At 71.4% G+C, this 11,921-nt stretch carries 10 protein-coding genes; 2 read left to right on the top strand and 8 right to left on the bottom strand.

Annotated elements, in window-relative coordinates:
- Window positions 1-114 precede the first annotated feature (114 nt).
- Entirely contained in the window at window positions 115-1,443 is a 1,329-nt protein-coding gene (locus DIZ27_RS22110; RefSeq protein WP_109380180.1) for a class I SAM-dependent RNA methyltransferase, read from the bottom strand.
- 67 nt (window positions 1,444-1,510) lie between these two features.
- Window positions 1,511-3,556, bottom strand: a complete 2,046-nt coding sequence (locus tag DIZ27_RS22105; protein WP_109380179.1) for an APC family permease — start codon at window positions 3,554-3,556, stop codon at window positions 1,511-1,513.
- 553 nt (window positions 3,557-4,109) lie between these two features.
- Between DIZ27_RS22105 and DIZ27_RS22100 the strand changes: the two genes are divergently transcribed.
- Window positions 4,110-4,781, top strand: coding sequence for a TrkA family potassium uptake protein (locus DIZ27_RS22100; protein WP_109380178.1), 672 nt, complete (start codon window positions 4,110-4,112; stop codon window positions 4,779-4,781).
- Entirely contained in the window at window positions 4,781-5,455 is a 675-nt protein-coding gene (locus tag DIZ27_RS22095) for a TrkA family potassium uptake protein (RefSeq protein WP_109380177.1), read from the top strand. Before DIZ27_RS22100 ends, DIZ27_RS22095 begins: the two co-directional genes overlap by 1 nt.
- A gap of 71 nt (window positions 5,456-5,526) precedes the next feature.
- On the opposite strand, the gene DIZ27_RS22090 is transcribed toward DIZ27_RS22095, so the two are convergent.
- The 6 genes from DIZ27_RS22090 to DIZ27_RS22065 all read right to left on the bottom strand — a co-directional run bounded on the left by DIZ27_RS22090 (window position 5,527) and on the right by DIZ27_RS22065 (window position 11,921).
- On the bottom strand, window positions 5,527-6,294 hold the full coding sequence (locus DIZ27_RS22090; protein ID WP_109380176.1) for a DUF3159 domain-containing protein: 768 nt from the start codon (window positions 6,292-6,294) through the stop codon (window positions 5,527-5,529).
- Window positions 6,295-6,297: 3 nt separating this feature from the next.
- Complete coding sequence (locus DIZ27_RS22085) at window positions 6,298-6,696, bottom strand: OB-fold nucleic acid binding domain-containing protein (protein WP_109380175.1); 399 nt, start codon at window positions 6,694-6,696, stop codon at window positions 6,298-6,300.
- 123 nt (window positions 6,697-6,819) lie between these two features.
- On the bottom strand, window positions 6,820-7,497 hold the full coding sequence (locus DIZ27_RS22080) for a response regulator (RefSeq protein WP_109380174.1): 678 nt from the start codon (window positions 7,495-7,497) through the stop codon (window positions 6,820-6,822).
- Window positions 7,494-10,073 carry an ATP-binding protein gene (locus tag DIZ27_RS22075; RefSeq protein WP_109380173.1) on the bottom strand — a complete coding sequence of 860 codons (2,580 nt, stop codon included), beginning with the start codon at window positions 10,071-10,073 and terminating at the stop codon, window positions 7,494-7,496. The genes DIZ27_RS22080 and DIZ27_RS22075 overlap by 4 nt, the downstream gene beginning before the upstream one ends.
- A 208-nt stretch (window positions 10,074-10,281) precedes the next feature.
- Window positions 10,282-10,986 carry an ABC transporter ATP-binding protein gene (locus DIZ27_RS22070; RefSeq protein ID WP_375231992.1) on the bottom strand — a complete coding sequence of 235 codons (705 nt, stop codon included), beginning with the start codon at window positions 10,984-10,986 and terminating at the stop codon, window positions 10,282-10,284.
- A 173-nt stretch (window positions 10,987-11,159) separates the two neighbouring features.
- A complete protein-coding gene (locus DIZ27_RS22065; RefSeq protein ID WP_109380172.1) occupies window positions 11,160-11,921 on the bottom strand; it encodes a DUF3710 domain-containing protein in 762 nt (253 codons plus the stop codon).

Below are 11,921 nucleotides of genomic sequence, written 5' to 3'. Positions count from 1 at the left end.
GGAAACAGCAGATCAGCAGCACTGTCCGACACCTCGACACAGTCCACGTCACACGCCCACGGAAACAGGTCGAGACCACCGCCCGAAGCTAGCAGGAACAGAAGAAACAGCAGCTCATAGGCCCTTTGCTGCAGGCTCCAGAATCGCCACGCACTCCACGTGGTGCGTCATCGGGAACAGGTCGAACACCCTGAGCATCCGCACCCGGTACCCCCCGTCCCGGAAGTACGCCAGGTCGCGGGCCAGGGCGGCCGGGTCGCAGGCGACGTAGGCGATGCGGCGGGCGCCCAGGGAGGTCAGGTGCTCCACCGTCTTGCGGCCGGCGCCCGCGCGGGGCGGGTCGAGGACGACGAGGTCGACCTCGGTGATGCCGGTGCGGGGCAGGACGGAGTCGACCTTGCCCTGCTCTATGCGGACGCGGGGGAAGTCGGCGAGGTTGTGCCGGGCGTCCTCGACCGCGCGCTTGCCGGACTCGATGCCGAGGACCGCGCCCTGCTCGCCGACCCGGTCGGCCAGGGCGCCCGCGAACAGGCCGACGCCGCAGTACAGGTCGAGGGCCGTGTCGCCCTTGCGGGGCAGCAGGCCCTGCATGACCGCGGTGACCAGGGTGTCCGCCGACTTCGGGTGGACCTGCCAGAAGCCGCCGTTCGCGACCCGGTGGGTACGGCCGTCGGCGCGTTCGCGGACGAAGGGACGGCCGTGGACGCGGTGGACCTGGCCGTTGCGTTCGTCGATGCGCAGGACGGAGACGGGGCGGTCCAGCTCGACCAGGGGCAGGCGCGCGCCCGGTTTCGGGGTCAGGACGACCTGGCGGTCCTGCGAGCCCGTCGCGGCGATCGCCTCGACGGAGTCCATGCCCGTCCAGTCCCGCTTCTCGATGCCCAGCTCGCTGACGCCCTCCGCGGCGATCATGCAGTGGTCGATGGGCTCGACCTCGTGCGAGCGGTGCCGCCGCAGTCCCGCGCGGCCGTCGGCGGTCACCGCGTACTGCACGCGCGTGCGCCACGCCGGGACCTGGCCGGCGGGGAGTTTGTCGCCCTCGGCGGGGACCACCGTGCCGTCCCAGCCGACCTCCTCGGGCGTGAGCCCGGCGAGCCGCCGCAGCTGCTCGGCGACGACCTCGCCCTTCAGCCGCCGCTGCGCTCCCGGCTTGGCGTGCTGCCAGTCGCAGCCGCCGCAGCGGCCGGGACCGGCGTACGGGCAGGGGGCGTCGATCCGGTCCTTGGAGGCGTCGAGCACCGTCACCGCGTCCGCGCGCAGGAAGCGGGCACCTTCCTCGCCCTCGGTCACCCGCGCGACGACCCGCTCGCCGGGCAGCGCGTGCCGGACGAACAGCACCTGTCCCTCGGACGTACGGGCGATGCAGTGGCCGCCGTGGGCGACGGGGCCGACCTCGACCTCGTACTCCTCCCCCACCAGCGATTTCCTCGGTTCTGCCTGCATGGCGGGGTGACTCCACAACATCGGGGGCGAAGATGCGGGCGGTGGCCCGCGACAACAGCCGTCCAGTCTACGTGTGCGGGGAGGAGTCCTTCGACCGCTCCGCCGGACCGCGCCGCACCGAACCCGGCGCCGCCCAGTCCGCCCGCTTGCGGGCGCGCCGCCTGGCCGCCTCGGAGGACTCCAACTGGTACGGCACCGAGGTCACCATCACGCCCGGGGTGAACAGCAGCCGGCCCTTGAGCCGCAGCGCGCTCTGGTTGTGCAGCAGTTGCTCGTACCAGTGGCCGACCACGTACTCGGGGATGAACACGGACACCACGTCCCGCGGCGACTCCCTGCGCAGGTTCTTGACGTACTCGATGACCGGCCGTGTGACTTCGCGGTACGGGGAGTCCAGCACCTTCAGGGGCACATCGATGCCGCGCCGCTCCCACTCCTCGTGCAGGGCCCGGGTCTCCGCCGCGTCGACGTTGACGCTGAGCGCCTCGAGGCTGTCCGAGCGCATCAGCTTGGCGTAGGCGAGGGCCCGCAGGGTGGGGCGGTGGATCCTGGAGACCAGGACGACCGAGTGGACCCGGGACGGGCGCACCATGTCGTCGCTCGGCTCCTCCGGTGCGGCGACCTCCTCGGCGACGCGGTCGTAGTGCCGACGGATCATCGTCATCATCATGTAGAAGACGCACATGCCGAGCAGCGCGACCCAGGCGCCGTGGGTGAACTTGGAGACGAGCACGACGACCAGGACCAGGCCGGTGAAGAAGGCGCCGAAGGCGTTGATGGCCCGGGAGCGGATCATGTGGCGGCGCTTGGCCTGCTCCTTCTCGGCGGCCAGCAGGCGGTTCCAGTGCCGGACCATGCCGATCTGGCTGAGGGTGAAGGACACGAAGACACCGACGATGTAGAGCTGGATCAGGCGGGTCGTGCTGGCCCCGTACACCCACACCAGCACGCTGGCGGCGCCGGCGAGCAGCAGGATGCCGTTGGAGAAGGCGAGCCGGTCGCCGCGGGTGTGCAGCTGACGCGGGAGGTAGCGGTCCTGGGCGAGGATCGAGCCGAGCAGCGGGAAACCGTTGTAGGCGGTGTTCGCGGCGAGGAACAGCACCAGTGCCGTGGCGGCGGCCAGCAGGAGGAACAGCAGGCTGCCCTGGCCGAACACGGCTGCGGCCACCTGCGAGATCACCGGATGCTGTACGTAGCCCGGGCCCAGCGGTACGCCGTCGTGGAAGAGGTCCGTGGCCGGGTTCTCGGCCAGGCGCACCCGGGTCGTGCCGGCCAGGACGATGATGCCGCAGAACATGGTGACGGCGAGCAGTCCCATCATCGCGAGCGTGGTCGCCGCGTTCTTGGACTTGGGCTTGCGGAAGGCCGGGACGCCGTTGGAGATCGCCTCGACGCCGGTGAGCGCGGCGCAGCCGGAGGAGAAGGCGCGCAGCAGCAGGAAGAACAGGGCGAAGCCTGCCAGGCCGGGGTGTTCGGGTTTGATCTCGAAGTCCGCCGTCGGCGCCCGCATCTCGTCGCCGAGCACCACGCCGCGGAACGCGCCCCACGCGATCATGATGAAGACACTCGTCACGAAGACGTACGTCGGGATGGCGAAGAGCGTGCCCGACTCCCGGACGCCGCGCAGGTTCATCAGCGTCAGCAGTACGATCACGGCGATGGCGCAGGCCACCTTGTGCTCGACCATGAACGGGATCGCCGAGCCCAGGTTCTCGACGCCGGCGGAGATCGACACGGCGACGGTGAGGACGTAGTCGACCAGCAGGGCGCTCGCGACGGTCCGGCCGGCCCTGGAACCGAGGTTGGTGGTCACCACCTCGTAGGCACCGCCCCCGCTGGGGTAGGCGTGCACGTTCTGCCGGTAGGAAGCGACCACGGTGACCATCAGGGCGATGATCGCGAGCGCGATCCAGGGACTGAAGTGGTACGCCGACAGACCGGCGACGGAGAGGACGAGCAGGACCTCACCGGGCGCGTACGCCACGGAGGACAGCGGGTCGGAGGCGAAGACGGGGAGTGCGACGCGCTTGGGAAGAAGCGTTTCGCCCAAGCGGTCGCTGCGCAACGCGCGCCCGATGAGAATGCGTTTGGGCACGTCGGTCAGTTTGGACACAACTGAGGATCGTATGCCTTCGAACACGGGGACACCCGTCCGCCGCTCACATCCATACGGCTTCCGTACGGGTTCCGAACGGGTTCCGTACGGAACCCGTGTCGCGGGGCGCGGCACGGGCGGGCGCCTCTGCTCTCCGGGTGAAAACACGGGGTGGTGGCGCTGCGGGTTCCGCGGGAGGCGACGGTTCCATGCCTATATGACTGGGCCCCGTCCGCTGCCTCTCCGTGGAGGTTCCATGCACGCGTCCGCCGAACTGATCGGTGCCGTGGCCGCGCTTCTCGGCCTCGGGGTTCTGACCCTGGCGAGCGTGCGCAGCATCACCCGCCGCTGACCGCCCCGCCGTGCCGATACGTTGGACCCGGGTGCCCGGACGCGGCACCCGCAGGCTGCGGCCGGAGCCCCGGAGGGCATCGGAAGCGCGCCACCCCAGCATGATGTTGCCCGGCGGTCCGCACTCAGGCCGCCACGGGTTGCCCGGCGAGCCGAAAGAGAGACATGAGCACGATGGTCATGAAGATCGACGGGCCTGCAGGAAGCGCGGTGTGAGGCGATGCACATTGTCATCATGGGTTGCGGAAGGGTGGGTTCCACCCTGGCCCAGACCCTGGAGGAGGAGGGGCACACGGTCGCCGTGATCGACCGGGACCCGACCTCCTTCCGCCGTCTGGGCTCCGCGTTCAACGGCCGCCGGATCACCGGGATCGGCTTCGACCAGGACACCCTGCGCGAGGCGGGCATCGAGGAGGCCGGCGCCTTCGCCGCCGTCTCCAGTGGGGACAACTCCAACATCATCGCCGCGCGGGTGGCCCGTGAGATGTTCGGCGTCGAGAACGTCGCCGCCCGCATCTACGACCCCCGCCGCGCGGAGGTCTACCAACGCCTGGGCATCCCCACGGTCGCGACGGTCCGCTGGACCGCCGACCAGATGCTGCGCCGGCTGCTCCCCTCGGGCGCGGAGCCGCTGTGGCGCGACCCCACCGGCGGGGTCCAGCTCGCCGAGGTGCACACCTCACCGGCCTGGGTGGGGCACAGGATCAGCAAACTGCAGGACCAGACCGGCGTCCGCGTGGCCTTCCTCACCCGGCTCGGCGAGGCGATCCTGCCCAGCTCCCAGACGGTGTTGCAGGAGGGGGACCTGGTGCACGTGATGATGCGCACCGAAGAGATCGACCGGGTCGAGGCGGCGTTCGCCAAGGGCCCCGAAGAGGAGGGCGGTCACTGATGAGGGTCGCCATCGCCGGAGCCGGAGCCGTCGGCCGCTCGATCGCGGGCGAGCTGCTGGAGAACGGCCACGAGGTCCTGCTCATCGACAAGGCGCCGACCGCCATCTCGGTCGAGCGCGTTCCGCAGGCCGAGTGGCTGCTCGCCGACGCCTGCGAGATCACGTCCCTGGACGAGGCGGCGATCCAGCGCTGCAACGTCGTCATCGCCGCGACCGGCGACGACAAGGTCAACCTGGTCGTGTCCCTGCTGGCGAAGACGGAGTACGGCGTCCCGCGCGTCGTCTCCCGGGTGAACAACCCCAAGAACGAGTGGTTGTTCAACGAGTCCTGGGGCGTGGACGTCGCCGTCTCCACCCCGCGCCTGATGTCGGCCCTGGTGGAGGAGGCGGTCAGCGTCGGCGACCTGGTCCGGCTGCTGCGCTTCAGCCACGGTGACGCCAACCTGGTCGAGCTGACCCTGCCCGAGGAGTCGGCGCTGGCGGGCACCCAGGTCGGCGCCGTCCAGTGGCCCCAGGACACCTCACTGGTCACGATCATCCGTGGGACGCGCGTTCTCACGCCGACCCGGGAGGACTCCCTGGAGGCGGGCGACGAGCTGCTCTTCGTGGCCGCCCAGTCCCGCGAGGAGCAACTGGAGGACCTGCTGTCGGTACGCCGGAACGACGCGCGCTAGCGACGGCTGTACGTGAGTGGGGGCGCCCGGTGATCACCGGGCGCCCCCACTCACGTATGCGGGTGCGGAACTCAGGAGCGGCGGTGCCGGCCGGTCGTCGCCCCGCCGTTCTCCGCTGTCTCCGCCTCGCGGGCGGCCTTGCGCTCCTCCTCGGCCCGCTCCTCCGCCTCCATCTCCGCGAACACGTCGATCGGCGGCGGCGCCTTCGCCAGGAACACCCACGTCAGGTACACGGCGAGCAGGAACGGCGGGATCTTCAGGGCGACCAGGACCCAGCCCAGCTGCGTCGTGTCCGCCCACCAGTACAGCGGGAACAGGATCGCGCTCTTGCCGAGCAGGATCAGGCCCCAGGCCCAACTGGCCTTGGTGTACGCCTTCTTGCGGCCCGGGTTACGGGTGCGCCAGGAGAGGTTCTCCCGGAAGACGGGGCCCAGCATCAGGCCGATCAGCGGGACGCCGGCCATCGCGGTGATGATGTACGCCAGGGCCAGGCCCAGGGTGTAGAGCATGCCGGGCAGGTAGAAGTCCTTGGCGTTGCCGGTCATCATCGCGAAGACCACGCCGAAGCCGACGCCGAAGACGCCGCTGAAGGCGTGCTTGACGGTGTCCTTCATCGCCAGCCGGACCACGACCATCACCAGCGACACGGCGAGCGCCGCGATCGCTGACATGTGCAGGTCCTTGTTGATCGTGTAGATGCTGACGAAGAGGAGTCCGGGCAGCACCGTCTCGACCATGCCCCGCACTCCGCCGAACGCCTCGAACAGGGCGGCCTCGGTCACCGCCTTGGCGTCGTTGGCGGATGTGTCTTCGGCTGTCGGCTTGTCGAGCGACGTCACCGGCTACTCCCGTCCGAGGGGTCTCAGTTCGTATTTCGGATTGAACAGCACCCGGCGACCCCTGCTCATGGCGATGCGGCCCGATGCGATCAGCTTGCGCCCCGGTTCGATCCCGACGATGGAGCGCCGACCGAGCCACACCACGTCCAGCGCGGCGGAGCCGTCGAACAGCTCGGCCTCCAGGGCCGGGACTCCCGCGCGCGGCCGCAGCGTGACCGTGCGCAAGGTACCAGTAACCGTGACGATCTGCCGGTCCTGGCAGTCGTCTATCCGCGTACAGCCGGTGGTCTCCGTGTCCTCACGCAGCTCCTCGGACTCCAGGTCCTCCTGCGACGAGGAGAGCCGATCGAGCATACGCCGGAACCGGCCCGCCGGTTTGTCCGAGCGAGGAACAGCACTCATGTCTGAAAGCGTACCGGGGTGCCCTGACGGTTACGTACCCCAAGGTGACCCGGCTCGAACCGCCGGGGCGTGCGTTCACCGGGGCGTGCGTTCACCGGGGCGTGCGTTCACCGGGGCGTGCGTTCACCGCTCGAAGCGGTAACCCATGCCCGGCTCGGTGATGAAGTGCTTCGGGTGGGACGGGTCGGCCTCCAGCTTGCGGCGCAGCTGCGCCATGTACACGCGCAGGTAGTTGGTCTCCGTCCCGTACGAGGGCCCCCAGACCTCCTTCAGCAGCTGCTTCTGCGCGACCAGGCGGCCGCCGTTGCGCACCAGCACCTCCAGCAGATGCCACTCGGTGGGGGTCAGCCGTACGTCCTTGCCGTCCCGGTGCACCTTCTTCGCGGCCAGGTCGACGGTGAACCCGTCGGTCTCCACCCTCAGGTCGTCCTCGCCGGAGGGCTCGGCCCGGCGCACGGCGGCGCGGAGCCTGGCCAGCAGCTCGTCCATGCCGAAGGGCTTGGTGACGTAGTCGTCGGCTCCCGCGTCGAGCGCCTGCACCTTCTCGTCGGAGGCCTGCCGGGCGGAGAGCACCAGGATCGGCACCCGGGTCCAGCCGCGCAGTCCCCTGATCACCTCGACGCCGTCCATGTCGGGCAGGCCCAGGTCGAGGACGACCACGTCGGGGTGGCGGGCGGCGGCCAGGCGGAGGGCCTCGGCACCGTCCTGGGCGGCGTCGACCTCGTACGAGCGGGCCTTGAGGTTGATCACGAGGGCGCGCACGATCGCCGGCTCGTCGTCGACCACCAGCACACGGGTCATGAGGACTGCCTTTCAGGTCTTTCCGGTTCTGCGGGACGGGCCGGCCCCGCCGACTCCGCGGGGCGGCCGGGTTCCGGTGGTGTTACCGCCGCGCGGAGGGTCAGCGTCATGGTGAGGCCGCCCCCGGGGGTGTCGTCCGCGTTCAGGGAGCCGCCCATGGCCTCCACGAAGCCGCGCGCCACCGCCAGGCCGAGGCCGACACCGGCACCGCGCGGGGCGTCACCATAACGCTGGAAGGGCTCGAAGATGCGGTCCTTCGCGTCGTCGGGGACGCCGGGGCCGCGGTCGACCACCCGCACCTCGACCCGGTCGGCGAGCGCGCTCGCCGCGACCAGGACGGTGGTGCCGGGCGGAGCGTACTTGACGGCGTTCTCGACCAGGTTGGCCACCGCCCGCTCCAGCAGTCCGGGGTCGACGGCGACCATGGGCAGCGTCTCCGGGATGTCCAGGGCGACGCTTCCCTCGGGGACACCGCCGAGGGCCATGGGCACCACCTCGTCGAGGTCGAGTTCGCGGATCAGCGGGGTGACCGTGCCGGTGTTCAGCCGGGACATGTCGAGCAGGTTCCCCACCAGGTGGTCCAGCCGGTCGGCGCCACCCTCGATGCCCTCCAGCAGCTCGGCCCGGTCCTCGGGCGACCAGTCGACGTCCTCGGAGCGCAGCGAGGAGACCGCCGCCTTGATCCCGGCGAGCGGGGTGCGCAGGTCGTGGCTGACGGCGGCCAGCAGGGCGGTGCGGATGCGGTTGCCCTCGGCGAGGGTGCGCGCCCGGTCGGCCTCGGCGCGCAGCCGCCGGCGGTCCAGGGCGGCGGCGGCCTGGGCCGCGAAGGCGCCCAGCACCCTGCGGTCCTCGGCGGGCAGGACCCGGCCGGTCAGTACGAGCGCCATGTGGTCCCCGACCGGAACGTCCACGTCCGCGTCGTCGGGCCGTTCGAGGACCGGTTCCGTACCGGCCCGCCCGGCGCAGGTCCAGGGCTCGACGTCGCCGGCGCGTTCCAGCAGCGCCGCCGACTCCATGCCGAATGTCTCGCGGACCCGTTCCAGCAGCGCCTCCAGACCGGTCTCGCCGCGCAGCACGTTGCCGGCCAGGAAGGAGAGGATCTCCGACTCGGCGCGCAGCCGGGCCGCCTGATGGGTACGGCGGGCGGCGAGGTCGACCGCGGACGCCACCGCCGCACCGACCGCGACGAAGATCACGATGGCGACGATGTTCTTCGGGTCGGAGATCGTCCAGCGGTGCAGGGGCGGGGTGTAGAAGTAGTTCAGCAGCAGCGAGCCGAAGGCCGCCGAGGCCAGGGCCGGCCGCAGGCCGCCGAGCAGGGCCGCCGCCACGGTCAGTGCCAGGAACAGCAGCATGTCGTTGGCCAAGCCCGGGTCGAAGGCGTTGAGCAGCAGGGCCAGCACCGCGGGACCCGCCACCCCGACCGCCCAGCCCCACGCCACCCGTGACCGTCCGAGCCGGGCGCCCCGGGCCACCGGCAGTCCGCGTCCCTTGGCGATCGCCTCGTGGGTGACGATGTGCACGTCCAGGTCGGGACCGGAGTCCCGCGCGACGGTCGCGCCGACGCCGGGACCGAAGACGTACTGCCACGTCTTGCGGCGCGAGGAACCCAGCACGATCTGGGTGGCGTTCGCCGCGCGCGCGAAGGCGAGCAGGGCGGCCGGGATGTCGTCGCCGACGACGTGGTGGAAGGTGCCGCCCAGGTTCTCCACCAGGGTCCGCTGTTCGGCCAGCTCCCCCGGCGAGGCGGCGGTGAGTCCGTCGCCGCGGGCGATGTAGACCGCGAGCACCTCGCCCCCGGCGCCCTTCTCCGCGAGCCGCGCGGCACGGCGGATCAGGGTGCGGCCCTCGGGCCCGCCGGTCAGGCCGACCATGATCCGTTCGCGTGAGCCCCAGATGGCCGAGACGTCGTGCTCGCTGCGGTACCGCTGCAGGTACTCGTCGACCCGGTCGGCCACCCACAGCAGCGCGAGTTCTCTCAGCGCGGTGAGGTTGCCGGGGCGGAAGTAGTTCGACAGGGCCGCGTCGACCTTGTCCGGCTGGTAGACGTTGCCGTGCGCCATCCGGCGGCGCAGCGCCTCGGGCGTCATGTCGACCAGTTCTATCTGTTCGGCCCGCCGTACCACCTCGTCCGGTACGGTCTCCCGCTGCCGTACGCCGGTGATCGACTCCACGACGTCGCCGAGGGACTCCAGGTGCTGGATGTTGAGGGTCGACAGCACGTCGATCCCGGCGGCCAGCAGCTCCTCCACGTCCTGCCAGCGCTTGGCGTTGCGCGCGCCGGGCACATTGGTGTGGGCGAGTTCGTCGACGAGGACCACCTGGGGGCGGCGGGCGAGGACGGCGTCGAGGTCCATCTCGGGGAGGAGGACGCCGCGGTGCTCCAGTTCCTTGCGCGGTACCTGTTCGAGGCCGTCCAGCAACGCCTTGGTGCGCGGCCGGTCGTAGTGCTCGACGAACCCCACCACGCAGTCGGTGCCCCGCTCGACACGGCGCTGCGCCTCGGACAGCATCGCGTACGTCTTGCCGACGCCCGGTGCCGCGCCGAGATGGATCCGAAGTCTGCCGCGTCCCATGCCCTCATTGTCTTCCGGTCGGCGGGCAGCGCTGTCCGTGCTGCCCGTGCGGAGTCGACCCTACGGTCGTCCGGCGCGGCGAAAGGTGCTGGTCGGGGTGGGGAGCGCGTCCTTGACGGAACCCTGACGGACGCCGACGGACTCGGGCTGGACGCCGCCGATCGGCCGCCAGGGTCCACCGGCCTCCGTCAGGGTTCGCCGGCCTCCGTCAGGGTTCGACGATCTCGCCGTCGCCCAGTTCCAGGACGCGGTCGGCGAGGTCGAGCAGGGTCGCGTCGTGCGTGGCGACGACCGCGGTGACCTGCTCACTGCGCACGACCGCGCGCAGCAGTTCCATCACGGAGTGCCCGGTCTCCGCGTCGAGCTGACCGGTCGGCTCGTCGGCGATGAGCAGGGCCGGGTCGTTGGCGAGGGCGCGGGCGATGGCGACCCGCTGCTGCTGGCCGCCGGACAGTTCGCCCGGCCGCTGTGCCGCGTGGTCGGCGAGGCCCACCAGGGACAGCAGCAGGTCCACGCGTTCCTCGCGCTCGCGCGGGTCGGCGCGGCGCAGCCGGAGCGGGACCCCCACGTTCTCGGCCGCGGTGAGGATGGGGATCAGCCCGAAGGACTGGAAGACGAAGCCGATCCGGTCCCGGCGCAGGGCGAGCAGCCCGTTCTCGTCCAGGTCGGCGATGGCGAGCCCGTCGACGGTGACCCGCCCCTCGTCCGGGGTGTCGAGACCGCCGACGATGTTGAGCAGGGTGGTCTTGCCGGAGCCCGAGCGCCCCTTGAGGGCGACCAGCTCACCGCGCGGTACGTCGAAGGAGACACCGCGCAGGGCGTGGACCGCGGCGGCTCCGGTGCCGTAGGACTTGTGCACGTTCTCGACGCGCACCATGGTCTCGGTGGCCACCTGGCCGATCGCCTGGCTCATTCGCCCGCCCTCCCCCGGGTACCGGTCGCGCGCCTCGCCGCCGGACCGGGCCGCCAGTATCGCTGCCGGGCGCCCTGCCGATCAACGGGTCGGAACGGGTGGGACGGGCAGGGGCCGCACCCGGTCGGGTGCGGCCCCTGCTCCGCTCGACTGACTCAGCTGATCCGACGGGCTCAGCGGACCTCGGTGATCTCCGGGCCGCGCGCCAGCTGTCCCATGCCGCCCGCGAAGCGGGAGCCCTCGGAGCCCTCGTCCTGCTGCACGCCCTCGGGGACCATCTGGGCGTCGTTCGGCAGCTTCAGGACGATCGGGTCGCGCGGCGCCATCGGGCCGTCCCCGCGCACCACGACCGTGTCCTGGAAGATCTGCTCCAGCAGCCCGGCGGCCTGCGGCTGCACCGCGCCCTGACCCGAGATCACCCCGCGCAGGAACCAGCGCGGGCCGTCCACGCCGACAAACCGTACGACCTGGAAACCGCCCGTGCCGTCCGGCAGTTGCACCGGCACCTGGGCACGCAGCTCCCAGCCCAGCGGGCCCTCGACCTCGTCGATGATGCCGCCCTGCTGGGTGATGCCGGACGCGATCTCCTCGCGGACCTCGCTCCAGATGCCCTCGCGCTTGGGGGCCGCGAAGCCCTGCAGCTGGATGGCGCTGTCGTGCAGCACGACGGTGGCCGCGACGATCGCGTCGCCCGCGACCTCGACCCGCAGCTCCATGCCGTCCACGCCGGGCACGAACAGGCCGCCCAGGTCGACCCGGCCCTCACCGGGCGCGCTCACCTCGGAACTGTCCCAGGGCCCGTCGGGCCGCGGTGCGGGCTCGAGCCTCAGTCGCTCGCGCTCGCCTTCCGCCTCCGTGTCGACACCGTCGACGACCTGCTCGGCCTCGCCGGCCGCGTCCTCGGCGGCATCCCTCTTCTTGCGACGTCCGAACAC

It is taken from the genome of Streptomyces sp. NWU339, from assembly GCF_003143855.1.
Classification (GTDB): domain Bacteria; phylum Actinomycetota; class Actinomycetes; order Streptomycetales; family Streptomycetaceae; genus Streptomyces.
The sequence above is the reverse complement of the archived record's forward strand: the minus strand, read 5'-3'. Positions and strand labels throughout refer to the sequence as shown.

Bases quoted from the DNA above. Each gene is read 5' to 3' on its own strand.
- DIZ27_RS22095 (WP_109380177.1), top strand. From the start codon at position 4,781: ATGAGGGTCGCCATCGCCGGAGCCGGAGCCGTCGGCCGCTCGATCGCG.
- DIZ27_RS22110 (WP_109380180.1), bottom strand. From the start codon at position 1,443: ATGCAGGCAGAACCGAGGAAATCGCTGGTGGGGGAGGAGTACGAGGTC.
- DIZ27_RS22085 (WP_109380175.1), bottom strand. From the start codon at position 6,696: ATGAGTGCTGTTCCTCGCTCGGACAAACCGGCGGGCCGGTTCCGGCGT.
- DIZ27_RS22070 (WP_375231992.1), bottom strand. From the start codon at position 10,986: ATGAGCCAGGCGATCGGCCAGGTGGCCACCGAGACCATGGTGCGCGTC.
- DIZ27_RS22075 (WP_109380173.1), bottom strand. From the start codon at position 10,073: ATGGGACGCGGCAGACTTCGGATCCATCTCGGCGCGGCACCGGGCGTC.
- DIZ27_RS22100 (WP_109380178.1), top strand. From the start codon at position 4,110: ATGCACATTGTCATCATGGGTTGCGGAAGGGTGGGTTCCACCCTGGCC.
- DIZ27_RS22080 (WP_109380174.1), bottom strand. From the start codon at position 7,497: ATGACCCGTGTGCTGGTGGTCGACGACGAGCCGGCGATCGTGCGCGCC.